The organism is Ottowia thiooxydans DSM 14619 (assembly GCF_000422885.1).
Taxonomy (GTDB): domain Bacteria; phylum Pseudomonadota; class Gammaproteobacteria; order Burkholderiales; family Burkholderiaceae_C; genus Ottowia; species Ottowia thiooxydans.
The window spans coordinates 534,191-557,366 of sequence record NZ_AUGX01000001.1; the positions used below are offsets into that span (position 1 = coordinate 534,191).

The window sequence follows — 23,176 nt, forward strand, 5'->3', positions numbered from 1 at the left end:
CTTGGTAGTTTTTATACTAGTGTAATAGGTAGTATTGTACTAGTCGAAAAAGCCAAACAGAATGGGAGACACATACAACGAAGGAGACATATATGACCATCCCCCGCCGCCATTTCGTCAATGCGGGCGCACTCATAGCACTCGGGTCGTGGGGTGCTGGCATCCAGCCTGCCAGGGCGCAATCAGTGGCTTATCCGACGAAGCCAATCACCTTGATCGTGCCGTTTGGAGCCGGTGGCCCACCAGATGCCTATTGCCGGCTGTTTGCTCGCAAATTGGAAAGTCGCGTCGGCCAAAGGGTAGTGGTTGATAACCGGCCCGGCGCCAACAGCATGATCGGGACCGGCTACGTTGCCAAAGCCAAGCCCGACGGCTACACCGTGCTCTACGCCACCAATTCTTCGCTTTCAGCCGCGCCTTCCCTTTCCAAGTCTCTCAGCTACAACCCCACAAAAGACTTCAACGGCATCACGATTACCGGTGAAGGCTACTTCGCGCTGTTGATTGGAGCCCGAGACAAGAACGCCACGCTGGCTCAATTCATAGAGCGTGCGCGCGAATCTCCTGAGAAGTATGCGATTGGCGGATCAAGCACAACGGCGGAAGTGCTCAACAAGCAATTGCAGAACAAGGCCAAGTTGTCGCACACCTACATTCGGTACGCGGCCTCTTCGCAAATGATGACCGATCTCATGGGCGGCCGATTGGCGGCGGCGTTCCAGCCGGTGATTGGCGTAGCGCCTTTCTTGCAGCACGACGGCCTGCAGATGATCGCCATTGCGGCACCAAGCCGGCTACCGGCCTACCCACAGACTCCGATCATCAATGAAACGGTACCCGGAGTGGATGTGGGTTACTGGAACGGCTTCTTCGTGCCTGCTGGCACGCCTCGCTCAGTGATTGATTTTCTCTACCCACAGATGCTCGAAGTGGTGAACGACAAGGAAGTCGTACATATGGCTGAACAGGGTGGTGCTGTGTTGCGCATGCCCCCCAGAGAAGTAGATGAGTTCGTGCGCAAGGACATGGACCGTTGGGATGGGCTGCTCAAGGCGGCCGGCATCGAGCCGACATAAGTTTCATACATCACCGTGCGGACCGACTCGGTCTGCGCCTCTCCCCTCCCCGCCCACTCCGCGGCGGGAAAGCTCCTACTCCATTCAGGTAAACCAATGAGCGCTGTTATTTTTGAAATTGAGGGCTCTATTGCCCATATCCGCTTGAACCGCCCCGAAGCCCTTAATAGCTTCAACCTGGCGATGTTCCAGGAGCTGAACGCGGCCATAGATCAGTTCCGCAACGATAAATCTTTGAAGGTTGCTGTCATCAGCGGAGAGGGTAAGCGCGCCTTCTCTGCAGGGGTTGACCTCAAGGCCATGAAAAATTCATTGGCAGGCGAGTTCCACGACAGTGATTACGAGATCCCCTTTGCAGAGCCCGGATACCTGGACAAACCGGTAGTAGCCGCCATTCGCGGCTGGTGCGTGGGCGAAGGAATGCACCTGGCCCTTGCCTGCGATTTCCGCGTGTGCGCATCAGATGCGATTTTCTCTGTGCCCGAAGTGGCGGTCGGTATGCCGTTGATCAGGCTCAGCTCCCAGTGCGTGCGTGCTCTCGGCCTTCCGGCAGCGGTTGAACTCTGCTTCCTGGGCGAGAAAAAAGACGCTGCCTGGGCACTGGCACACCAGTTGGTTCATAGGGTCAGCTTGCCCGGCGAAGAGCTTGGCGAGGCCATGCGCATTGCCAAGCGCCTGTGTGACATGAGTGCCCCCGCTCTGCAACTCACGAAGAAAACCTTGTACAAGTCGCTCGACCATTCCTATGGCGATGTCTACAAATTCGGCATTCCTTTGCGGCAGGAAGTTTTCCGGGCCGGCGATGCAGGGCGGGCTGTCGATGCCTTCGTGAACACCCGTTCTGCAGCGGATTCAGCGGCGGCTCCGAATGCCAAGGTGGTGGGCTGATGGTGGGCTCTGAGGAATGCAAAGTGAGTTGCGCCCCGCCACGCCTCACGGTGGCGCAAGTAATGAACCCACGTTCAGTGGCGATCATTGGGGCGTCTGCCAGTACGGAGAAATTCGGAGGCCGGTTATTCGCCTGTCTGGTAAAGCAGGGGTTCAGTGGCCGTATCTTCCCTATCAATCCGCAGCGCGACACCCTGCTGGGTCTGCGCGCCTACGCCAATATCTCAGACGTGCCAGAGCCCGTGGATGTGGCGGTGATCGCGCTGCCCTCCTCCCAACTGCTGGAAACGGTAAGGGCGTGTGCGAATGCGGGTGTTGGTGCCTGCGTGCTCATCACTGCGCAAACGGCAGAATTCGATGAGGCTGGAGAAAACCTGCAACGTGAGGTCGTTCGCACGGCTCGCGAAGCCGGCATGCGATTGGTGGGGCCGAATTGCCTGGGCATCATCAATCCCGCCCACGGAATGGCATTGACTTCGTCAGCCACCATGCTCCACGTGCCTTCGTTGCCCAAGGGCGGCGTTGGGCTGGTCAGTCAAAGTGGGGCATTGATGGCCACACTCTTCATGATTGGCTATGACCACGGCGTTGGTTTCAGCCGCATGATCTCGGTGGGTAACCAGGCTGACCTGGAACTCTGTGACTTTTTTGAGTGCCTGATTGATGACGCCGCCACACGTGTGATCTGCCTCTATGTGGAAGGACTGGTGAACCCTGAACGGTTCATTGCACTGGCCCGTAGAGCGCGCGACGTGGGCAAGCCTGTGCTCGTGGTGAAAGCCGGCCGCACGACCAGCGGTCAGATCGCCGCGTTGTCTCATACGGCCAGCCTGGCGGGTTCGTTCGAAGCGTTCAGATCCGCCTGCGAGGCCACCGGGGCGCTACTGATCGATGAGCCGGAAGGTATGGTGCTGGCGGCTGGTGCAATGGATAAGCTGGGAGAACTGCACCCCGGTGGCATTGCCATGATGGTGTCTTCAGGCGGTTGCGGCGCTGTTACCAGCGACCGGCTTGACCTCCTTGGTCTGCCCTTGCTCACGGCCTACGGAAAGAACGCGCGCGATGCGCTTGGTGATTGTTATCTCGATCGGCATATCAACAATCCGATTGACCTTGGCGCCTTGAAGCGCGGCCCCAATCTGGAGGATTCCGTTACTACCGTGCGTGCGATCCTTGCCGACCCGGGGGTGGCCGTCATGCTGTTCCTGATGACGCCGCAACCTTTCATGCCAGAGATGGCCGATGCACTGGCCGCAGCGTGGAAAGATTCCGGCAAGCCGCTCCTGGTGGTGCTCAATACGGGTAGCCTGGGCGAGCCTATACGCCAACGCTTCATTGCCAGCGGAACTGCCTTCGTGAGCCGAATCGACGACGGAATTCGGACGCTGGAAGTGATGTGTCGCCTTTCCAAAAATGCGGGAACCCACGATGCCTCGCCTGTTCGGCCAGCAGATGTACCCCAGAACTTCAAGGCCGCTTATAGCGGTACGCACGCGCCGGGCACGATATTGACCGAGCCGGAAGTCAAAAGCATGCTGGCGAGCTATGGCATTCGAGCAACGGAAGATCATGTCGTCGACAGCGAAGCCAGTGCAGTGGCCATTGCGGATGCCATCGGATACCCGGTGGTTCTCAAAGGGGTGGCCCGCGATATCTCGCACAAAAGCGATTCAGGATTAGTGCAACTGAACCTGAGCAATGCCGCAGATGTGCGCCAAGCTTACAAACACCTCAGCGACGTGCTCAAGCGCTTATCGACGAGCGCCGGCAACGCGATCGTTGTTCAGCCAATGATCCATGGCGCCACAGAACTCATCATGGGCGGCCGCTACGACAAGCAGTTTGGCCCGCAATTGCTGGTCGGCTTTGGCGGCGTACAGGTGGAGCTTCTGCAAGATGTGTGCTCCGCGCTCGCACCTGTCACGCGAGAGAAAGCGCAGTCCATGCTGATGAGCCTGAAGCTGTTCCCGTTGCTCAATGGGTTCAGGGGTAAGCCAGCCGCTGACATGGAGGCGGCTGTTGACGCAATCTGTCGCTTTTCCTGGTTGCTTTCCGATCTGGGAGATTCGCTCCTAGAACTCGACGTCAACCCTCTGCTGGTACGCCCAGCCGGACAAGGGGCCTTGGCGGTTGACGGGCGCGGAGTGGTAGCGTAAGGCGACTTAGGGCTCTCGCAAGGCCCTTGCTAAACCACTTGCGCGACCCCGGCCTCTTCAGTGGTCGGCGCAAAGTATCGCTAACGCATCAGCAGTGAGGGAGTGCTCCACTTTTTACTGCTGGGGGTGTCCTGGGAACTGTATGGCGCTATCGCATATGTCGTACCAGGTTGGCTTTTCCTGGACGAATTCGTGGAACTGATTGCTGAGCGGTAATTCGTCGTCAAAGCAATTGGCAGCAACAGGGAATGACTCACTAAGCGAAGTCACTTCGCCCAGGGCAGAACCGCACTGCGAGCAAAAGCAACGGCTGTACTTGTAAGGGGCTTGTGGCTTGAACGTGGCGATGAGCTCTGCCCCAGAAACCAAGGTGAAAGATTCACGCTTGACGAATACGAAGGTGCTGGCGCCGATCTTTCTGCATCGGCTGCAATGACATGTGCCCATCATGCTCGGAGGCATGGAAACCGTAAATTTCACTTCCCCACAGCAGCAGCTACCTCTCAGCATGGCTCTTCCTTTACCTTTATTGGAATACTGTATTTTAATACAGTATTCCATGGGTGCCTCATGTACTTTTCAGAGTTGGGCTTGGGTGCAAAAGGCTAGGCGCGAAAGATGTTGGTCACTTCCTTGGCTGCCTCTTGAAGGCAAGGCAGGATGTCCAGCACACGTTTCTCGGTCATGCGCGCCATGGTGGCTGCCACGGCCACGGCGGCCACCGGCGTACCGTTTTCACTTTTAACGGCCAACCCCACGGCACTCACTCCGGGCACAGCGCGGTTAGAGATCCAGGCGTAACCCGTGCGCTTGGTTTGCGCGCACAGCCGGTGAATTTCTGCGGCATCCAGATCACCGTACACACTGAGCCGCGCATCAATTGCCTGCGTGATGGTTTGGATCTCTGTTGGAGAGAGGCTGCTGAGCAGCGCCAGGCCACCCGCACTGACACCTAAGGGCTGCCTGCTACCCACCGGCACTGCGGGTGTCTGTATGGGGTACTTGCCTTGCACGCGGCTCAGGCACACGGCATCGTTTCCGCTGCGAACGAACAGAAATGCTGTGTCGCCGGTTTGCTCTGCCAAGTGCTCAAGGATGGGTGCGCAGAGATCTCGCAGATTGAACTGATGCGCGGAAGCCAGGCCAAGCTCAAACACCAATGGCCCCAGCGTATACCGGCGGCTACTGGCGTCTTGCACCAACATGCCCTCCACCATCAAGGCCTTCAGCAAGCGGTGCGCTGTGGGTCGCTCCAGCTGCATCTCGCGCGCCAAATCCACCAAACGCATGCCTTGGTAGCTCTGGCTTGCGAGGATCTTCAGTGCCCTGATCGCGCGGGTGATGGTCTGAGCACCGTGGGTAATGGTCATAGGGCGGATGCGTCCAAATAGTGAAACGAATTTTACTTGTGTTGACTGAATTTCACTCGAAACAATAATGCTTCTACAGGCATTTGTACTAAATCAAAGTAGTCCAAATAGTAGAAAACATTCGCCCAGTGTTGAACCCTGGCGCGAGCACGAGACAAATCAGGTGAACCCAAACAACCCGCTACGCACCGCGAGAGACCGGATTCCTTACGAGCCCATCGTGGGGCGCCGCCCATTCGTGCTGCCGAGCAACGCACGTGTGGCCGTGTGGACCATCGTGAACGTTGAGAACTGGTTACCGCAGGCCGCCATGCCGCGTGCGGTACTTTCGCCACCAATGGGACAACCGCTGCTGCCCGATGTGCCCAACTGGTGTTGGCACGAGTACGGCATGCGCGTGGGCTTCTGGCGTTTTCTGGAGGTGTTGAAAAGCAGGAAGCTTCGCGCAACGTTTGCGGTGAACGGATCCGCATGCCAAGAGTACGAAGCAGCATGCCGCGCCGCGCTGGATGCGGGCTGGGAGTTCATGGGACATGGCTTTGAACAAAAGCCCATGCACCGCGTAGAGGACCAGGCCTTGGCCATACAACAGACCGTGGACGCGATCCGCGCCTTCACCGGCCAGCCGCCACGCGGGTGGGAAAGCCCGGGCCTGACGGAAACAGACAGCACCATAGACCTGCTGGCTGCCGCCGGCATCGAGTACGTGGCCGACTGGGTTCTGGATGACCAGCCGGTGAGCATCCAGACGCAATCTGGCCCCATTGTTTCAGTGCCCTACAGCGTGGAAATCAACGACGTGGTCATCTCTGCGGTGCAACAACACGCCTCAGACGAGCTATTCCGCCGTGGGCGCGACCAGTTCGACCAACTCTACAAGGAAGGCGCGAGCATTCCGCGCGTGATGGCTATCTCTATTCACCCGTACCTGACGGGCGTGCCTCATCGCATTAGATATCTCGAAGCCCTGTACGACCACATCCTCCAGCACCAGGACGTGGCCTGGATGACGGGTTCAGAAATCATGGATGTGTACAAAGCGCAGCAGCCCGCATGAGCCTCGCTGCTGGCCGATGCGGCAACCTTCATCTGCAAGGCTTTCCCAAATGACCAAGCCCCTTTCTCGCGTGCTGCTCATCTCCACGGGCGGCACCATCACCATGACATCCGGGCCAGGCCCCGGCGGCATTGTGCCCACCCTCACGGGCGATGACCTGGTGAAGGCCGTGCCTGAACTGGCACAACAGGCTGAACTGGATGTACTGAGTTATTCACAGAAGCCTGGTGCCTCATTAACCCTGGAAGACCTGGTAGAGATTGCGCGCCTTCTGGATGATGGCTTTGCGCGGGGGTTTGCGGGCGCGGTGGTGGTTCAGGGCACAGACACCATCGAGGAAACCGCTTTCGTGCTGGATGTTCTGGTGGCGGCGGGCCGGCCTGTGGTGGTCACAGGCGCAATGCGTGGCGCTGGCGCTCCAGGCGCCGATGGGCCGGCCAACTTGCTGTCAGCGGTGACGGTGGCAGCTTCTCCCGCTGCGGCCGGCATGGGAACGTTAGTGGTGCTGAACGATGAGGTTCATGCCGCGCGTTATGTTCGGAAGTCTCACACCGCACTCACCTCCGCATTCGCTTCGCCCGGTTTCGCTCCTCTGGGCCGAGTCATTGAAGGCCGGTTGCGCCTGCAGGCACGCGTGCCGCAAGCACCGAAGCTCGCGCGGCCCGAGCGCGTGAACCACTGCCCAGTGGCTTTGGTAAGCACGGTGCTGGGCGACGATGGCCGCTTGTTGGCTGCATTGCCTGGGTTGGGGTTCCATGGTGCGGTAATTGAAGCCTTGGGTGCGGGGCATTTACCGGCCTCCCATGCGGCCATCGTGGCGCAATTGGCCCAGACCCTACCGGTCATCCTGGCTACACGCGTGGTCAGCGGACCTGTATTCACCTCAACCTATGGTTTTGCCGGGTCCGAGATGGATCTGATCAGCAAAGGGGTACTGCCTGCAGGAGAACTGTCAGGCCCCAAAGCGTGCCTGCTGTTGCGGCTGCTTTTGGCACAGGGGCTTCAGGGTGAGCCCCTCAAGCAGGCGTTTGCAGCCCTGCGCGATGGTTTCTCTTCAGGGGCGAAATGATGCGTTTCAGCCCTCTACGTAGCATGCGCAGGCGTGGCATCCATCTGAGCCTGAACAATACGAGGCACCAGGACACGCGCTCCCGCGATGAAGTGCTCAATGGTCAGTTGCACCAGCTCTTCCACACTCGATTCCAGCGGCACATTGAAAATCCAGCGGCGTTGGCCGAAGTAAAAGATACGGGCGTTGATGCCCCACACCAGCTCAATCTCCTGGATATGGAGCGGCACACGGTCCGGCCCTGGCAGGCCAAGCTCCGCGCGCAACTCGATAGCCACCGGCTCCAGGATGCGGCTGCGCAAGAAGCCCAGGTAACGCTGGTTGATGGCTTCGCCTCGAAGGCCGGAGAACATGAACAAGCGAACCCAGTCCCAGGTCAGCGCGGTTTGGGCGTAGTCCGTATACAGCCGAACGAGCCGCTCCTGCAGAGAAGTGCGTCGGTCGGCAACGATCTCCTCCCAGTACGAATTCCATCGCCCTACATACACCTCCTGGTACACGCGCTCGACCAAAGAGGCTTTGTTGGGGAAATATTTGAACAACAGGGATTGTGTGACGTTGAGGCGCCGCGTGAGCTCTCGGGTGTCGCCATCAAAGCCGACTTCCGCAAAAAACTTGACCGCCTCTTCCACGATGCTGCGCTCACGCTCTGGCCTCGACAAGCGGCGGCGAGTCGGTGGCTCAGGGCTCGCGGCTTGGGTGCCGGTGGCGGCGATAGCGGCGCCAGGGATCGAATCCGACCTGTGTTTCAAGGGAGCCTTGTCAGTGGGGACATGAAAGATTGTAGGGGCGGCCAAGCCTGTGCGGATTAGCTCACCTCTAGTGATCATATGATCACTTAAATCACATATTTTCTTGGATTTAAACACACTCATGCACGCTGAAGCAACTTATTCAATCGCAGGGCCAGCCGAAGGCCCCTGGGTCACCTTGGCCCATCCGGTGGGCGCGAACCGCAAGACCTGGGCGCCGCAAGCGGCCAAGCTGTCTCAGCGTTACCGGGTGTTGAGCTATGACATGCGCGGCCATGGTGAATCTCCCAGCCAAGGGCCTTCCTGTGGAGTTGATGATCTCGCTGACGACGTGTATGCACTGTGGCAGCAACTGGGTATTGCAAGAAGCCATTTTGTGGGCCTGTCCCTGGGTGGTTGCGTGGGGTTGGCGCTGGCCCACCAGTACCCTGAAGCGGTGCAATCCCTGGTGATAGCCAATGCGCGCCTGGAGATGGACTCCGCGGCAACGCAAATGTGGCAACAGCGCGCCATTTCAGTGGAGCAACACGGTATGGCTGCGGTGGTAGATGCCACGCTAGACCGCTGGCTCACACCGGCGTTCAGAGCCACTGAACCGCACATCACGGAGGCTGTACGAGAGACCTTGTCTTCCATGTCTGCCGAAGGCTTTGCCGCTTGCGCACGTGCCCTTGCCGACATGCACCAGGCTCAGCGCCTGAAGCAATTGCAGGTGCCCGCGCTGTTGATCTCAGGGCGTGCAGACCAGGCGGTGCTCAGCGCGCTGGTGAAAGCTGATGCCGCCTCTAACGACCGCTTGCAACTGATCGAGATCGATGGCCCCCACTTGGTGCATATCGAGAACCCGGTGGGCTTTGATCGAGCCGTGCAGAACTTTCTGGCTTCGAACTGAATGCGTTTTTTCTCGAATAGGGGAAACCCCGATTTTCTGGTGATCACTTGATCACTAAAGTCACGGCAAATGCCCTTATTTCTGCGGCGCATGAACCCAACAAGGATGAGCACCATGGCAGCGGCGAACATGAAACCTGAGATCGACCCTCTCGATTTACGACGTGCCCTCGGTCGCTTTGGCACAGGCGTGACGGTTATCACCACGCGCACCTTTGATGGCACACGCGTTGGCGTGACAGCGAACTCGTTCAACACGGTGTCATTGGAGCCCCCCATCGTGTTGTGGAGCCTGGCGACCAAGTCGCCCAACCTTGAAAACTTCCGGAACGCGGGGCGTTTTGTGGTCAACGTACTGGCACTGCACCAAATGGACCTGTCTGGCCGCTTCTCACGCCCCGCACCGGACAAGTTCGCCGGCGTCGAGTACGCAGATGGCTTGGGTGGTTTGCCAGTGCTCACAGGATGCACTGCAACGATTGAGTGCGCGGTTATCAATAGCCATACGGTGGGAGACCACATGTTGTTTTTGGGCCGGGTGGAGCGCTACACCTACGAAGACGCTGCGCCCCTGCTCTTCCACAACGGCAAGTACATAGAGGCCACGGTCATCACACCGCCACCTGCAGCCGCCCCAGCACGCAACGCCGCCTGCTGACGCCGGGCTGGCCACACCCAACGATTCACCAATTCACAGAAAACCAAGGAAAAGACAATGAAGCTGGGCATGTTCATGATGCCGTTGCACCCACCGGGCCGCAATGTGACTCAGACACTGCAGGAAGACCGTGAGGCCATCATCCTGGCTGATCGGCTGGGTTTCTCTGAAGCCTACGTTGGTGAGCACGTTACCGATGCCGCAGAAACCGTCACCTCGTCGATGATTTTTCTTGCCAGCCTGATCGCCGAGACGCAGCAGATCATGTTGGGCACCGGAACGATCAACGTTCCCAACAGCCACCCTGCGGCCATCGCCACGCAAGCCGCCATGCTGGACCATTTGCTGAAAGGCCGCTTCATCATGGGCATCAGCCCGGGTGGGCTGATGTCAGATGCAGAGGTGTTCGGCAATCTTGGCAATAACCGCACCGAGATGTTTGTGGAGGGCATCAATGCGGTGCTCAATATCTGGCAGTCTGATCCGCCCTACAACATTGAAGGCAAGTACTGGAACATCTCAGTCGCCAAGACCATGATCCCCGAGATTGGCCAGGGCTTCATGATGAAACCGTTCCAGAAACCGCATCCCTTGATCGTGGGCACGGCAGTCGCCCCCTTCTCGCAAGGCGTGACGGAGATGGCCATGCGTGGTTGGCAGCCCATCTCTGCAAACTTCCTCATGCCTGAATGGGTCAAGACGCATTGGCCCAAATACGTGGAGGGGCGCACGGCCATCGGTGCTGAGGCCTCCCCCAATGAATGGCGCATCGCCAAGAGCATATTTGTGGCCGATGACGAAGCCACAGCGCGCCGCTACGCGCTAGAAGCCGATGGCCCCTACCATTTTTACTTCAAGCAACTGGTGCGCAAACTGGTGGGTGCAGGCGGGCGCGGCAACCTGTTCAAGACCGACCCCAGCATGCCCGACGAAGCCATCACGCCGGATTACGTGACACAGCGGTTGGTGATTGCCGGCACGGTCGATTCAGTGGTGGACCAACTGCTGGCCTTCCGCGAGCAGGTGGGTGACTTCGGCACCCTGCTCTACGCCGGGCACGATTGGGTAGACCCAGCGTTGGGCAAACGCTCCATGCAGCTGATGTCCGAGCAGGTCATGCCCAGGGTCAATGCAGCCATTGGCGCATGAACCCCGCGCAAGCTAATCGACGGACCGAGGCGCGCCCTGACCAGCACGCCCGTACGCCCGCCTTCCTGCCGGGAAGCGGCATCAATCTCAACCCGGAAGTGAGTCTGTGATGGGGACCTTGATACAGATCGCCAACGCGCTCTCCCTGGCGGCCTTGCTGTTTGTGGTGGCCAGTGGTTTCACGCTGATTTTTGGCCTGCTCCGGGTGGTGAACCTTGCGCACGGAGCCTTGTACCTGCTGGGGGGCTACATAGGCCTCACGGTGGCACGCTCGTCAGAGAGTTTTCTGCTTGGCATCCTCGCGGCCACTGCTTCGGTAGCCTTGGCCGGCTACCTGCTGGACCGGTTCCTGCTGGAGCGCGTGAAGGACCAGGATCTGAAACAGGTCTTGCTCACGCTGGGTGTGGCGCTGGTCATCAATGATCTGGCGCTGGTGATCTGGGGCGGTGATGCGTTGACCGTACCTATTCCTGAGTTCCTGCGCGGCGCGATGGAAATCGGCGAAGCGTTCTATCCCAAGTACCGAGTGTTCGTCATGGCCGCAGGGCTCTCCACTTTTGTGTTGCTCTGGCTGGTTTACAACCGCACTCGCCTGGGCGCCTTGATACGCGCGGGCGTCGACGACAAGGAAATGGTGCAGGCCATGGGGGTCAACATTGGCCGCCTCTTCGTGTTCACCTTCATGCTGGGCTCAGCTCTGGCCGGCTTGGGCGGTGTTCTGGGTGGTGCATTCCTCACGCTGTATCCCACGGCAGATTCCGAAATCCTGGTGTTCAGCCTGGCGATCGTGATCATTGGCGGACGAGGCAGCCTGGGCGGCGCAGCGATTGGCAGTTTGCTGGTTGGCGGCCTGGCAACGTTCGGGCCTCTATGGCTACCCGAGCTGGCTTACTTCGTGATTTTTGGGCCGATGGCATTGCTGCTCGCCTTCCGCCCTCTTGGCTTGTTTGGAAAGGCCTGAAACGTGATTCAACGCACTCCGCTTCTGTTGGCGCTGGTTTTGTTCCTGGCCTTGGTGAGCGCTCCGTTCTGGTTGAATGCCTACCCGCAAACTTTGCTGACCGAGATCTTGATCTTTGGCCTGTTTGCAGCCTCCATCGACCTGCTGGCCGGTGTGGCTGGCCGCACCTCACTGGGTCACGGAGCGATCTTTGGTACAGCCGCCTATGTGGTGGCCTGGTGCCAGACTTCTGCGGGCATTGATCCCTGGATGGCCGCTGCACTGGGTGTGGGGGCCGCCACCTTGCTGGCTCTGGTCTTTGGTTTGCTGGCCGTGCGCACAGAAGGCGTGTACTTCCTGCTGCTCACGCTGGCGCTGGGCATGGTGGTCTGGGGGGTGGCCTACCGCTGGGTCTCGGTCACGGGCGCCGAGAGCGGCCTGCGGGGCATTGCCAGACCAGAAGGCCTGGAGGACAACGCCCATTTCTACTGGTTCGTGCTCGCGGCGGTGGCGCTCACCTTCTTTGCGCTCCGCAGCGTCGTGAACTCCCAGTTCGGCCTTGCACTGCGTGGCATCAAGCAGAGCAGCACACGCATGCGCACCCTGGGCTACAACGTGCCGCTGACACTCGCTCTCGCATTTACGGTATCTGGCTTCGTTGCCGGCGTGGCCGGCGTGCTGGGCGTGTACCTGAACAGCTTTGTGAGCCCCAGCAGCGTGGCGCTGGCGCAGTCCACCAAAGGCCTGCTGATGGCCATCCTGGGCGGCGTTGGCACCTTGTGGGGGGGCTTCATTGGTGCGGGCGTGATGATCGCCCTGGAAAACCTGGTGAGCTTCTACACCGAACGCTGGGCCATGGTGCTGGGCGTGATGTTTGTGCTGACCATGTTGTTCGCCCCCACAGGCCTGCTGGGCACGGCGCGCACCGTGATTGAGCGCCTCAAGAAGGGTTCGTCCAAGACGACGCCACCCTGAATCCCGTTCCCGTCCTTCGAACTTTCAATACCCTAGGAGACAAGCATGCAACGCAGAAACTTCATCTTGAACAGCGCCCAAGCCGGTGCCGCACTTATGCTGCCGACACTGAGCCCGCTAGCCTTCGGCCAGACCGGCCCGATCAAAATCGGCTTCATGAGCCCGCTCACTGGCGTGGCAGCCTCCACAGGCCGGGAGTTGCTGGATGGGTGGAATATGTTCTGGCAACAAAACGGCCTGAAGATTGGGAACCGAATGGTGGAAATCCTCGTGGAGGACGATGGCTCCAACCCCGACACAGCCATGCAGAAAGCACGCCGTTTGCACCAGCAGCAAGGTGTGCACATGCTGGTGGGCAACGTGCTGGCGAACACCGGCCTGGCGGTGGCTGAATACGCCAAGACGGCCAATGTGCCCTATCTCATGCCAGCGGTGGCCGCCGATGAACTCACCCAGCGTGGCCGTATTCCCAATGTGCTGCGCACCGGTGGTTTCTCTGCCAGCCAGATCACGCGCCCCCTGGCAGACTGGGCCCGCAAGCGCGGCTACAAGCGCGTGGTCACTCTCGGCCAGGATTACGCTTTTGGCCATGAGCAGGTTGGTGGTTTCGTGCAGGTCTTTACCGAGGGTGGGGGTTCAGTCGCTGGCCAGTTCTGGCATCCACTGAACACGCCAGACCTGAGCACCTACCTTGGACAGATCAAAGCCCTGAACCCCGATGTGGTGTTCTCGGTGCAAACGGGTGCCGACTCCGCGCGTATCTTGCAGCAATGGTCGAACTATGGCTTCAAGGACAAGATCCCGCTGATCACCTCCCAAAACGTCACCGATCAATCCGTGATTCGCACGCTCAATGCCGCCGAGTGTGAGGGCATCATTTCCAGCTCCCATTTCGCCGAAGGGCGCGATTCGCCCGACACCAAACGCTTCGTGGACAACTACGAAAAGGCGTTCAAGAAGTTGCCAGGCATCTTCGCTGCCGAAGGTTTCACCGGCGCCATGTGGCTGGCCCACGCACTGAAGAAGATCAATGGCCGCTCCGAAGACTCCGCCGCCCTCATTTCTGCCTTGTCTAGCGAGACCATTGAAGGCACGCCGTTTGGCAAGAGCGTGAAGATGGATGCCTATGGCAACCCCGTGTTCGACGTGTACATTCGCCGCGTGGTCAAGCGCGCCGATGGCAAGCTGGTGAATGCCGTCGTCGAGACCTACCCTCAGGTCTCGCAGTTCTGGAACTACAACCCCGTGGAGTATTTGAAGCAGCCTGCGTACAGCCGCGCCTTCCAAGGCATTGCCAAATGAGTCTAGCGAGTTCAGCGGCAAACGCAGGCGCGGCGGCCATTGAGCTGCACGGCGTGAGCCGTAGCTTTGGTGGCTTGAAGGCGGTAGATGATGTCACGCTCCGCATTCAGGCCGGCACGCGCCACGTGCTCATTGGTCCGAACGGGGCGGGCAAAACCACTCTGTTCGCATTGATGTCAGGCGAGCTGGGTGTGAGCGCTGGCAAGGTCAACCTATTCGGCCAGGATGTTACATCCTGGTCTGCCATGCGCCGCTCGCGGGCAGGATTGGGCCGAACCTACCAGATCACCAACGTGTTCTCCGGCCTCAGCGTGCAGGAAAACCTGGTGCTAGCCATGCGCGGGCGCGGCGGTGGCCAACTCAATATGTTCACCAGCACTCGCCCAGATGCGGCCAGCAGTGCGCGCATCGACGAGTTGCTGAGCATGTGTGGCCTGCAAAACCGCCGTGATGTGCGCGCAGGGGCGATGTCCTATGGCGAGCAACGCTTGCTGGAGTTGGCGATTTCGCTTGCCAATGATCCGCGTTTGCTGCTGCTTGACGAGCCCGCGGCCGGCCTTTCACCGGCCGAGCGAGGCCCCATGGCCGAGACCATCCGCCGTTTGCCGCGCGAGCTGACCATCGTGCTCATTGAGCACGACATGGAGCTGGCGCTCGGCTTGGCCGACCGCGTCAGCTGCCTCTACTATGGAAGCCTGCTCGCCGATGGAACGCCGGAAGAAGTGCGCTCGGACAAGAAGGTGCAATCAGTTTATTTTGGAACAGCCAGCAGCCATGCTTGAAATCAAATCCGTATCGTCCAGCTATGGCGAAGCGCAGATTCTGCATGCGGTGAATCTGACGGTGGAAGTCGGCCAAGTCGTCGGCCTGCTGGGACGCAACGGCACCGGCAAGACCACCCTGATCCGCTCCATCATGCAGGTCAAACCACCGCAAGTGACTACTGGCTCCATTCGCTGGAACGGGCAGGAGTTGTGCGGCCTCTTGCCTAATGAGGTGGCCATGTTGGGCATAGGCCTGGTGCCACAGGGGCGCCGCTTGTTCCCTTCTCTAACGGTACAGGAGCACCTGGAGATCATTCCGCGTCGACCAGTCTCATCGGGCCGTCAACCCTGGACGGTGGAGCGGGCCTACGAGCTGTTTCCCCGGCTGGGCGAGCGCCGTGGCCACCGAGGTAATCAGCTCTCAGGCGGAGAGCGCCAGATGCTGGCCATCACCCGGGCCCTGATGCTCAACCCGGACCTGATGCTGATGGATGAGCCGACTGAGGGGCTGGCGCCGTTGATCGTGCAGCACGTTGAACAGGCTGTCCGCACCCTGCAGGCCGAGGGCATGACGGTCTTGCTGGTGGAGCAGAACCTGCGCAGTGCCTTGTCCGTGGTGGACTCTGTGTACGTGCTTGAAACGGGCGCGGTGGTTTACAACGGCACGGGAAGAGAACTCGCGAACGACACCGCCACCCTGCACCGCTATCTAGGCGTTTAAGGTCTTCGGACGCGGATTGGCGTGAAGATCAATGCCGCGAGGGCGACCTCCCCTTGGGACCGGGTTTGGCTAATCACCTTGCATGCCATCGGGCTTCCCCAGGCGTCATGCCATAGTGCTGCCGGAAAGCCCGGTTCAACCCCGGTGCATCTGAAAACCCGCACGCGTACGCGATCGCTGTGATGCTCATCGCCGCGTTCTTTGGATCCTTCAGCATGGCGTAAGCCGCTTGCACGCGCACCTGGCGCAAAGTATCAAGGTAGCTCGTGCCCTCTGCGGCCAGCATACGCTGCAGGTGACGCGGTGATAGGCCCTGGCGCGCGGCCAGCCACTCCAGGCAAAGACGGCTGCTGGTCAAATGTGCAGCCATATCGGCGCGCAGTGCTTGCAATCGGGCGGAGGCCAGGCTGTTCTGCTCAGCCCAGGCGGCGTAGTCAGGCGATTGGCCAAGGGCCACGGCCAGCATGTCCTGCAATTGGCGTGCTGCCAGTTGCTGGGTAGCCGCACCCCGCAGCGCTTCTGATTCCAGCAATTTGCCATAGCGCTGCAGCAGCCCCAGCATGGGCGTGTCTTCGTGCAGCGCAATCATAGGAGCATCGCTCAGGCGCGGCAGCATGCGGGCTGCATCGCGATGCGGCACGCGCAGCATCCAGGCCGCTCCGGCTTGCTGGCTGATCTGCATGGGCCGCGCCTGCGACACCAGTACCGCACCGCCGGGCCGTACTCGCAGCGCCTCTCGCCCAGGCTGCTCGATGAGCGTCTCTGCCTGCGGCATGAGCAGCATCAGGTCGTCCTGGCCGTCTTTGCAGAGTGCCGCCGTACGCGTGGTGCGCACAGGGCTCACCCGGGCGCCACCCCAGCTCGCACCCGGCACGGTGCGCAAGCTCGCTTCATAGCGCAGCGGCTGGGTGGCATCCAGGGGCGCAAGATCCACCCGCATAACACTGGCAAGGTATTCACGCATAGCCAGCATCTCGCGGCCAGCGTGCAGGCCGGAAAGGCGTATGGTGGCCATGGGAGCAGCAGCGTCTACGGAAGTCGTCATGCACAGTTCCTCGTTCTTCGTACTGTAATGAAAAGTGTCGCAGATCGCATCGCGCCATTTACCCGTGTTTTCGCTAATGTCGTGTACAGACAATTGCGTGGCGCACGCAGCCAATACAGGTGATGAGGTATTTCTAAGAATACGGGGCAACGCATTCCTTCGAATCTTCCCCGTGCCCAATTCTTTTGCTTTGCTTTTCCTGGCCTGTGTGCTGATGCCATCGGCCTCATGGGCCGCCACCTTCACAGTCAACCGCTCGGACGACGCCCCTGACCATGCCCTGGGCGACAACGTGTGCTACGCCCAAGGCAACGGTTGCACGCTGCGCGCGGCCATTGAGCAAGCCAGCGCCCTGCCGGGAATGCACACCATCGCGTTCGACTTTAGCGGCGCGCCCACCACGATCAGCATCGACACATCGCTGCCTTCTATCTCTCACCAGCTCACCATCGACGGCTACACCAACGGAGGCACCCCCAACACGCTGGCCGCAGGCAACAACGCCATCATCACCGTGCGCATAGATGGCGGCAATATTGGCCCATCGGGAACACCTGGCCTGCGCTTTCTCCCCGGCGCATCCAATTCGGTGGTGCGTGGGGTGGCCATCACACGTTTCACCGGAGCCGGCGTGCTCATTGATGGGCAAGGTGGCAGCAATCTGACCGGTCTCACCCTAGCAGGCAATTTCGTCGGCGTGGATCTTGATGGATTCACACCCCTGCCGAATGAAGGCGACGCTGTGAGAATTCAGAATGAAGCTGCCTATGCCACCGCGGGTGGCTCTCAGCCGGCGGACCGCAACCTCATAGTTGCGCCCAGCTCAAGCGCGGGCATCAGCGCCTTCGGTGCCACCTCGGCCCGCGTGGCGGGCAACTTCATCGGGACAGATCGCACGGGCAATGCGTTGATAGCCACTGGCCAAGGCCTGTACGTGGGATCTTCAGACAACACCATGGCGGAGCACAACGTCATTGGTGCCCAAGACGTAGGAGTCTACATTGATGGTGGGGTCAACCACATCGCCCTGCGGACCAACCGAATTGGCGTGGGCACAGATGGCGCCAACCTCACCGGCGCCAACAGCCGCCACGGAGTGTTCATCACCAATGGCAGCCACGACCAAAGCCCCTACTTCCCGCAGATAGGCACCACCAACCCCGCCGACGGAAACACCATTGCACACTGGCGTGGCAACGGAATACGAGCTGATCGCCAAACAAACAACGCCACCAGCATCAGCTTCATGAGCGTCCTGGGAAACAGCATCTATGCCACTGTAGGCGAAGGCATCGAGCTGATCGACACGGCCACGGGGCAAGGCGCAGCCCCAGGCAGCAGAGCGCCCAACTCTGTGGTCGGCATGTCGCGCCCCACTATTACCAGCGCGACGGCGGGTGTGGTGAACTTCATGTTGACAAACGGCCCTCTGGAATACCCAGTACGTTTCGAACTCTTCAGCAACACCGAATGTGGCGCAAGCGGCTGGGGCCCTGGCCGCACCTATCTGGGCAGTGTCAGCGTGAGCGGGAACGGCGGTCAGTACAGCGGCAGCATGGCGCTGCCCAATCTACCTGTAGGCACACCGCTCACCATGACCGCTACGGTGGACTACGGCGGGCAATTCGGTACGTCTGAATTCTCGCAGTGCGTCGCTATACAGGCCGGGCCAGTGAGTAACGGTGGCAGCAAGGTCGCTGCGGTCCCCACAATGGGCGAATTAGGTTTGGCCTTGCTGTCTGCCCTCTTGTTAGGTGTGGGAGCACTGCGCGCGCCACGGTCCGTAGACTCCGATCTTGAGCAAAACGACGGTCGGGCCCCAGGAAAACACGGCGCGAAGTAGGTCGTGTGAACACGCCAGCCTAAGATTTTCGCCGTTGCCAGTCGCTACTTGCTGGCGGCCAAGTGCACCGCCACGAGCGCGTTGGCATGCCCATGCCCCATCCCATGTTCGGTCTTCAGAAGAGCAACATACTCCATGTGCTTCAAGGGACCCGCCGCTTGCAGGACTTCCATCCAGTGGCTGATGGGCTTTCCATACTTGCTCTCTATGGACGGGAAATAGGAGGCTGGGCCTTTAACTGTGTTTGAAGTAGCCATGAACTGAAACACCTTTCGAAATATTCTTGAGGTATGCCCCCCGCCATGCTGCGGCAGCAGGCACTCCCCCGACAGGCCACCGCGACCAACTACATGGCCACTACCGGCGCCGAAACCACGCCCAACCCATCGCGCTAGCGCCAACTGTAAACTGACTTCGGCATTTTGATGTCTGGGAACGCCAGGCTATGAGTGGAAACGCGAACTCCCCCCTGTGGCATATAAGCTTTTCAACGAGTGCTAAGGTTGCAGCAACTTCTTTGGAGAGCACATGACCCGACCTGGTGAACTTCGAGCCACAGGCGTCAGCCGAGCGCAGTTCCTGCGAGCCACCGCGGCCGCCACAGTGGCGGCGACGCTCGGGAGCACGGCATTTTCTGCCTCCCAGGATGTCCAAGGAAGCAAGATGATCACACGGAAAATCCCCACCACAGGCGAACTTCTTCCTGTGGTTGGATGTGGTACCTGGCAGGGCTTTGGGCATGCCGAAGGGAGCGCCGAGTACCTGCGCTTGCCTGGCGTGGTCGACGCGCTTTTCGAAGCTGGCGGCACTGTTTTAGATAGTTCACCCATGTACGGCCGCTCTGAGAAGACTACCGGAGAGTTACTGGCGAAATCGAAGCATCGGAGCAAGGCGTTCCTGGCCACCAAAGTCTGGACATCTGGGCGTGAGGCGGGCATTGCACAGATGAATGAGTCCTTTTCTTTGCTGGGCGTCAGCAAGCTGGACCTGATGCAGGTTCACAACTTGGTGGACTGGCAAACACACCTGAGGACTCTTCGGGGTTGGAAATCACAGGGGAAGATTCGGTACATTGGCATCACGCACTACACCCCTTCGGCGTTCCGCGAGGTAGAGCAGGTACTCAGGCGTGAACAATTGGATTTCTTGCAAATCAACTATGCCTACGATGATCAAAGCGCTGCCAACACCCTGCTCCCTTTGGCTGCAGACAAAGGCGTAGCCGTATTGATAAACAAGCCGTTTGGTGGCGGCGAGTTACTAAGGGAACTGCGAGGCAAACCGTTGCCTGGTTGGGCCAAGGAAATCGATTGCGCAAGCTGGGCGCAGGTGCTTCTCAAGTTTGTGCTCAGCAACCCCGCAGTGACCTGTGTCATCCCAGGAACCAGCCGACCTGAGCACATGGTAGACAACGCCAGAGCCGGCATGGGCATCATTCCTGAGGCCTCCTTCTGGCGCAACCGGGCCCTTGGCGCCTAGGAGTCTGCGCGGCTGGGCGCCCCCAGCCGCGCAGACTCCTAGCCTTCAGCTTTCGGGGTCATACCCAAACTCGCGGAGCTCCTGCGAGCAGCGGCAAGCTTTGGCGAGTTTTGCCGCCCAGAGAATGGCGGCTTCGCGAGACGGAAGCTCCAGCACGCAGAAGCCCCCATCGAACTCCTTGGTCTGGGGATAGGTTTCATTGGTAACAGTACCGTCTGGAGCCACCATGCGTGTGGCAACCTCTGCGTTGACTCCGCCACCGAACACATACACGCCAGCTTCCTTGGCCTCCCGGATGACCTGGTGCGAAGCATCGCTCACGGCGGCCAGGTCCTCAGGGGCGACTTTCATCGCACCGGCAGGAAAGGAGATCAGGAATTTGGTCATCGTTGGTCTCGAGTAATCACTCCCTCTCCCGCATGCGGGAGATGGCTGGGGTGAGGGCCGGCAGCGTCTCCCGTGTTTGTGACCTGTCCAACTCAAGCTCACTGGACCGAGGGGCGAAGCCGTCTTGTCGGCGAAAATTCAAACTTCAACACTTAAAGCCTAACATGCGCAGAGCCACGGCACTTGTTCTTACGTCAACCCTGGCGTTCTCAGCACCCACGTCATTTGCCGGTGAGTTGTGCACACTGATCATCGACGCAGCCAGCGGTGACACCGTCCTGAAAACCGGCCAACACTGTGCAACGCGCGTAACTCCCGCGTCGACCTTCAAGCTCGCCATTAGCGTGATGGGGTTCGACTCTGGCGTTCTATCTGATGCAAAAAACCCTTCATGGCCGTATCAGGTCGGCTACCCCGATTGGGCTGGAGACGCATGGAGACGAGACATCGATCCTGCCGACTGGATGAAGGTATCTGTATTTTGGTATTCCCAACAAGTGTTGAAGCAGCTAGGACAAGCTCGCTTCGAGAAATACGTAGAGGCCTTCGGGTATGGGAACAAGGATGTCTCGGCCGTACCCGTTAAAGCGTCAAGCAGCCATGGTGTTTGGGTGATGTCATCGCTTCAAATATCGCCCAATGAGCAAGTTTCTTTCCTGCGAAAGTTTGTGAATCGTCAACTGCCTGTGAGTGCCCACGCATATGAGATGACAGCCACCATTGCAAGGCAAGATATGCATTTGGACGGCTGGCGTATTTACGGGAAAACAGGCACGGGCTCACCAGGTCAGGACAACAGATATCGGGCGGATCAAGCGTATGGCTGGTACGTTGGATGGGCAACCAAAGGCACGCAAACGTTGGTGTTCGCCCGACTCATTCAGGACGAAAAAGCGCAAAAACCGAATGCGGGCGTCCGTGCAAGAGATCAGCTATTGGAGGAGCTATCTACTGCAAGCCTTCGCTTGCGTTGATGAGCGAGTGGAGCTGAATGTGGTCGCGGTCGAACTTCCCGGCTACGCCTGGTAGTGCTCACATGAAAAAAGCAATGTATAGCGCCCCCAGCATAAGCACAGCAAGACAACAAGCTGCGTAAGGCAGAAGCGCGCGATAGACCAGGCGCTCCTGCCCCACTCCATGTGCCATACCCGCGGCGATCGTCATCCGAACAGGTGAAAAGATGCTCATGGCGGTGCCTGATACGTGCTGCAATGCGGCAACGGCTGGCAGGCTCAGACTAGCCTGCGCAGCCAGAGCGAGTTGAGAGGGCATGAACAGGCTGTTGGGAGCGTTGCCGCTATTGGTCAGAATACCGAAAGCGCTTGAGATCAACGGGGTGACCAGAATCGCTTTTTCATGCAGCGCAGCAAACATGGCCTGCGCGCTGGCCCCCGAGATACCCGCGGCAGACAAGACTTCCGCCATCATGGCAAACAGGAATACGGTTAATACCGCATGCTTGCCGGTCACCCATGCCGCGGTAGCTTCCAAAGGAATGAGCTGGGCCTGCCTGCGGACCCAAGCAGTGACCACACCACCGGCCAATAACCAGGAGCCCGCATGAAAGAGCGGGGACCACGCAGGCAGATCCTCAAAAGGTGCAATCCTGAATATGCTCCCAAGGACATCCTTGAGAGGTGGCAGCAGCCGTGTCAGTACTAGCGCGCTGATCAACGCCACGTACGGCATGGCTCGTATTGCTGCCTTCCGGGCACTGGCAAGGTCCGGCTTTTCATCGACCAAGTAACGCAGCAAGATCAAGGGGCCATAGGCTGCAAGAAGAGCTGTTTCGGGCCCTAGGTACCAGGTGGCAAAAGCCAGCAAGACCAAGCCTGTGGCGATCCACGCAGTTTCGCGGATGCACTCCCCTTTTGAGACTTCCCAGCCTGCGGCCCGCATGGTCCGCCAGAACAACTGCAGCCATATCATCATGAACAAGCTGATGGGCACCATCAAGTAAAGCCCCAGCACGGACGCTGGAATGCGCGCGTACGCGGCTGCCAGGAGAGTCCCGCTGCCCATGGCACCCCAAGGAATCATGGTTTGGCTCAGCAACCCAAAGACCATGAGATGCCGAGGAGCAAAGCCCATGTGGCGAATCAAGGTCACGGTGCCCAACATTCCGGCACCGAAGCCCGTAGCGGCCTCCGCAAATGGGCCCACCAGGAAGCAAGCAAAGAACAGCCTCCGGCGCCGGGCCAGCGGCGATTGCGTTGCAGAGGCACCTGATAAAGCCGTATCCGCGCTTTCGGTTTGAACCTTGCTATGCGAAGCAATTCGCCAGAAAAAAAGCCCACCCAGGATATAGGGCGCTATGGTGGCCCCAATCCAGAAACCACGCGTGAGTGCGTGGCTCAATTGCTCTATTCCGAATGCCGTTGGCCCCGTGGTGAATGCGATAGGGATGGCAGACAAAAGCCCCAGCACCGCAGCATTCGTCATACTGACACGGCCACTGCAAATGGCCAGCACCATGACAAACGCTGGCATTGACCATAGTAAGTAGGTCATTGAAGCCGGGATGGGGAAAGCTGGGTCATCCCGCTGATGGTAGCGGACGCCACGGCCCTGAGGGCAATAGGCCGCAAGGCCTGTCATGGCCTGTCATGGCCAAGCCGAAAGCAACACCCTTGCAAATAGCAAACCGCCGGGGC

23 protein-coding genes are annotated in these 23,176 nt (G+C 59.4%); 16 read left to right on the plus strand and 7 right to left on the minus strand.

Annotated features, from left to right (window positions below; translation table 11 throughout):
- The first annotated feature begins 92 nt into the window (after positions 1-92).
- From G518_RS0102585 to G518_RS33615, 3 genes are all read left to right on the plus strand, one after another.
- Positions 93-1,076 (plus strand): Bug family tripartite tricarboxylate transporter substrate binding protein, encoded by a 984-nt coding sequence (locus tag G518_RS0102585; protein WP_028601187.1) that lies wholly within the window; start codon positions 93-95, stop codon positions 1,074-1,076.
- 96 nt (positions 1,077-1,172) lie between these two features.
- Positions 1,173-1,964 carry an enoyl-CoA hydratase/isomerase family protein gene (locus G518_RS0102590; protein ID WP_028601188.1) on the plus strand — a complete coding sequence of 264 codons (792 nt, stop codon included), beginning with the start codon at positions 1,173-1,175 and terminating at the stop codon, positions 1,962-1,964.
- 62 nt (positions 1,965-2,026) lie between these two features.
- A complete protein-coding gene (locus G518_RS33615; RefSeq protein WP_169457887.1) occupies positions 2,027-4,120 on the plus strand; it encodes an acetate--CoA ligase family protein in 2,094 nt (697 codons plus the stop codon).
- Positions 4,121-4,234: 114 nt separating this feature from the next.
- On the opposite strand, the gene G518_RS39105 is transcribed toward G518_RS33615, so the two are convergent.
- Both G518_RS39105 and G518_RS0102605 read right to left on the minus strand, forming a co-directional pair.
- Positions 4,235-4,681 carry a GFA family protein gene (locus G518_RS39105; RefSeq protein WP_245597876.1) on the minus strand — a complete coding sequence of 149 codons (447 nt, stop codon included), beginning with the start codon at positions 4,679-4,681 and terminating at the stop codon, positions 4,235-4,237.
- Between the two features lie 44 nt (positions 4,682-4,725).
- On the minus strand, positions 4,726-5,490 hold the full coding sequence (locus tag G518_RS0102605; protein WP_028601189.1) for an IclR family transcriptional regulator: 765 nt from the start codon (positions 5,488-5,490) through the stop codon (positions 4,726-4,728).
- Between the two features lie 163 nt (positions 5,491-5,653).
- Here G518_RS0102605 and G518_RS0102610 point away from each other — a divergent pair, with 163 nt between their 5' ends.
- Together G518_RS0102610 and G518_RS0102615 are read left to right on the plus strand one after the other, a co-directional pair.
- The gene (locus tag G518_RS0102610; protein WP_028601190.1) at positions 5,654-6,547 is read left to right on the plus strand and encodes a polysaccharide deacetylase family protein; all 894 of its coding nucleotides are present in this window, start codon (positions 5,654-5,656) and stop codon (positions 6,545-6,547) included.
- A gap of 49 nt (positions 6,548-6,596) precedes the next feature.
- Positions 6,597-7,616 carry an asparaginase gene (locus tag G518_RS0102615; protein ID WP_028601191.1) on the plus strand — a complete coding sequence of 340 codons (1,020 nt, stop codon included), beginning with the start codon at positions 6,597-6,599 and terminating at the stop codon, positions 7,614-7,616.
- Positions 7,617-7,630: 14 nt separating this feature from the next.
- Here the strand turns inward: G518_RS0102615 and G518_RS33620 are convergent, their stop codons facing one another.
- On the minus strand, positions 7,631-8,368 hold the full coding sequence (locus tag G518_RS33620) for a TetR/AcrR family transcriptional regulator (protein WP_211231658.1): 738 nt from the start codon (positions 8,366-8,368) through the stop codon (positions 7,631-7,633).
- 121 nt (positions 8,369-8,489) lie between these two features.
- Here G518_RS33620 and G518_RS0102625 point away from each other — a divergent pair, with 121 nt between their 5' ends.
- The 8 genes from G518_RS0102625 (at position 8,490) to G518_RS33640 (ending at position 15,768) form a co-directional block, all read left to right on the plus strand.
- The gene (locus G518_RS0102625) at positions 8,490-9,260 is read left to right on the plus strand and encodes an alpha/beta fold hydrolase (RefSeq protein WP_028601192.1); all 771 of its coding nucleotides are present in this window, start codon (positions 8,490-8,492) and stop codon (positions 9,258-9,260) included.
- A 114-nt stretch (positions 9,261-9,374) separates the two neighbouring features.
- Positions 9,375-9,917, plus strand: a complete 543-nt coding sequence (locus tag G518_RS33625; RefSeq protein WP_245597877.1) for a flavin reductase family protein — start codon at positions 9,375-9,377, stop codon at positions 9,915-9,917.
- A gap of 57 nt (positions 9,918-9,974) precedes the next feature.
- Positions 9,975-11,066 (plus strand): LLM class flavin-dependent oxidoreductase, encoded by a 1,092-nt coding sequence (locus G518_RS0102635; protein ID WP_028601193.1) that lies wholly within the window; start codon positions 9,975-9,977, stop codon positions 11,064-11,066.
- A gap of 109 nt (positions 11,067-11,175) precedes the next feature.
- A complete protein-coding gene (locus tag G518_RS0102640; protein ID WP_028601194.1) occupies positions 11,176-12,027 on the plus strand; it encodes a branched-chain amino acid ABC transporter permease in 852 nt (283 codons plus the stop codon).
- Between the two features lie 3 nt (positions 12,028-12,030).
- The gene (locus G518_RS33630; RefSeq protein ID WP_051235891.1) at positions 12,031-12,981 is read left to right on the plus strand and encodes a branched-chain amino acid ABC transporter permease; all 951 of its coding nucleotides are present in this window, start codon (positions 12,031-12,033) and stop codon (positions 12,979-12,981) included.
- Positions 12,982-13,026: 45 nt separating this feature from the next.
- Positions 13,027-14,283: an ABC transporter substrate-binding protein gene (locus tag G518_RS0102650; RefSeq protein WP_051235893.1), complete on the plus strand. Its 1,257-nt coding sequence runs from the start codon at positions 13,027-13,029 to the stop codon at positions 14,281-14,283.
- The gene (locus G518_RS33635; protein WP_051235895.1) at positions 14,280-15,065 is read left to right on the plus strand and encodes an ABC transporter ATP-binding protein; all 786 of its coding nucleotides are present in this window, start codon (positions 14,280-14,282) and stop codon (positions 15,063-15,065) included. Before G518_RS0102650 ends, G518_RS33635 begins: the two co-directional genes overlap by 4 nt.
- Positions 15,058-15,768: an ABC transporter ATP-binding protein gene (locus G518_RS33640; RefSeq protein ID WP_036593209.1), complete on the plus strand. Its 711-nt coding sequence runs from the start codon at positions 15,058-15,060 to the stop codon at positions 15,766-15,768. The genes G518_RS33635 and G518_RS33640 overlap by 8 nt, the downstream gene beginning before the upstream one ends.
- A 73-nt stretch (positions 15,769-15,841) precedes the next feature.
- On the opposite strand, the gene G518_RS0102665 is transcribed toward G518_RS33640, so the two are convergent.
- The gene (locus tag G518_RS0102665; protein ID WP_028601196.1) at positions 15,842-16,813 is read right to left on the minus strand and encodes a helix-turn-helix transcriptional regulator; all 972 of its coding nucleotides are present in this window, start codon (positions 16,811-16,813) and stop codon (positions 15,842-15,844) included.
- A gap of 172 nt (positions 16,814-16,985) precedes the next feature.
- On the opposite strand from G518_RS0102665, the gene G518_RS0102670 reads away from it, so the two are divergent.
- Positions 16,986-18,656, plus strand: coding sequence for an IPTL-CTERM sorting domain-containing protein (locus G518_RS0102670; protein ID WP_028601197.1), 1,671 nt, complete (start codon positions 16,986-16,988; stop codon positions 18,654-18,656).
- A 44-nt stretch (positions 18,657-18,700) separates the two neighbouring features.
- On the opposite strand, the gene G518_RS0102675 is transcribed toward G518_RS0102670, so the two are convergent.
- Positions 18,701-18,913 (minus strand): DUF4287 domain-containing protein, encoded by a 213-nt coding sequence (locus G518_RS0102675; protein ID WP_028601198.1) that lies wholly within the window; start codon positions 18,911-18,913, stop codon positions 18,701-18,703.
- A 271-nt stretch (positions 18,914-19,184) separates the two neighbouring features.
- Between G518_RS0102675 and G518_RS0102685 the strand changes: the two genes are divergently transcribed.
- Positions 19,185-20,135: an aldo/keto reductase gene (locus G518_RS0102685; protein ID WP_028601199.1), complete on the plus strand. Its 951-nt coding sequence runs from the start codon at positions 19,185-19,187 to the stop codon at positions 20,133-20,135.
- Positions 20,136-20,180: 45 nt separating this feature from the next.
- On the opposite strand, the gene G518_RS0102690 is transcribed toward G518_RS0102685, so the two are convergent.
- A complete protein-coding gene (locus G518_RS0102690) occupies positions 20,181-20,522 on the minus strand; it encodes a YciI family protein (protein ID WP_028601200.1) in 342 nt (113 codons plus the stop codon).
- A gap of 164 nt (positions 20,523-20,686) precedes the next feature.
- Here G518_RS0102690 and blaOXA point away from each other — a divergent pair, with 164 nt between their 5' ends.
- On the plus strand, positions 20,687-21,496 hold the full coding sequence (gene blaOXA / locus G518_RS0102695; RefSeq protein ID WP_028601201.1) for a class D beta-lactamase: 810 nt from the start codon (positions 20,687-20,689) through the stop codon (positions 21,494-21,496).
- A 58-nt stretch (positions 21,497-21,554) separates the two neighbouring features.
- Here the strand turns inward: blaOXA and G518_RS0102700 are convergent, their stop codons facing one another.
- On the minus strand, positions 21,555-23,033 hold the full coding sequence (locus G518_RS0102700) for a lactate permease LctP family transporter (RefSeq protein ID WP_028601202.1): 1,479 nt from the start codon (positions 23,031-23,033) through the stop codon (positions 21,555-21,557).
- Positions 23,034-23,176 lie beyond the last annotated feature (143 nt).

Coding starts and splice junctions, on each gene's coding strand:
- G518_RS0102685 (WP_028601199.1), top strand. CDS start 19,185: ATGACCCGACCTGGTGAACTTCGAGCCACAGGCGTCAGCCGAGCGCAG.
- G518_RS0102635 (WP_028601193.1), top strand. CDS start 9,975: ATGAAGCTGGGCATGTTCATGATGCCGTTGCACCCACCGGGCCGCAAT.
- G518_RS0102690 (WP_028601200.1), bottom strand. CDS start 20,522: ATGACCAAATTCCTGATCTCCTTTCCTGCCGGTGCGATGAAAGTCGCC.
- G518_RS0102615 (WP_028601191.1), top strand. CDS start 6,597: ATGACCAAGCCCCTTTCTCGCGTGCTGCTCATCTCCACGGGCGGCACC.
- G518_RS33625 (WP_245597877.1), top strand. CDS start 9,375: ATGGCAGCGGCGAACATGAAACCTGAGATCGACCCTCTCGATTTACGA.
- G518_RS0102650 (WP_051235893.1), top strand. CDS start 13,027: ATGCAACGCAGAAACTTCATCTTGAACAGCGCCCAAGCCGGTGCCGCA.
- G518_RS0102590 (WP_028601188.1), top strand. CDS start 1,173: ATGAGCGCTGTTATTTTTGAAATTGAGGGCTCTATTGCCCATATCCGC.
- G518_RS0102585 (WP_028601187.1), top strand. CDS start 93: ATGACCATCCCCCGCCGCCATTTCGTCAATGCGGGCGCACTCATAGCA.
- G518_RS0102665 (WP_028601196.1), bottom strand. CDS start 16,813: ATGACGACTTCCGTAGACGCTGCTGCTCCCATGGCCACCATACGCCTT.
- G518_RS33635 (WP_051235895.1), top strand. CDS start 14,280: ATGAGTCTAGCGAGTTCAGCGGCAAACGCAGGCGCGGCGGCCATTGAG.
- blaOXA (WP_028601201.1), top strand. CDS start 20,687: ATGCGCAGAGCCACGGCACTTGTTCTTACGTCAACCCTGGCGTTCTCA.
- G518_RS33615 (WP_169457887.1), top strand. CDS start 2,027: ATGAACCCACGTTCAGTGGCGATCATTGGGGCGTCTGCCAGTACGGAG.
- G518_RS0102640 (WP_028601194.1), top strand. CDS start 11,176: ATGGGGACCTTGATACAGATCGCCAACGCGCTCTCCCTGGCGGCCTTG.
- G518_RS33640 (WP_036593209.1), top strand. CDS start 15,058: ATGCTTGAAATCAAATCCGTATCGTCCAGCTATGGCGAAGCGCAGATT.
- G518_RS0102675 (WP_028601198.1), bottom strand. CDS start 18,913: ATGGCTACTTCAAACACAGTTAAAGGCCCAGCCTCCTATTTCCCGTCC.
- G518_RS0102625 (WP_028601192.1), top strand. CDS start 8,490: ATGCACGCTGAAGCAACTTATTCAATCGCAGGGCCAGCCGAAGGCCCC.
- G518_RS39105 (WP_245597876.1), bottom strand. CDS start 4,681: ATGGAATACTGTATTAAAATACAGTATTCCAATAAAGGTAAAGGAAGA.
- G518_RS0102700 (WP_028601202.1), bottom strand. CDS start 23,033: ATGACCTACTTACTATGGTCAATGCCAGCGTTTGTCATGGTGCTGGCC.
- G518_RS0102605 (WP_028601189.1), bottom strand. CDS start 5,490: ATGACCATTACCCACGGTGCTCAGACCATCACCCGCGCGATCAGGGCA.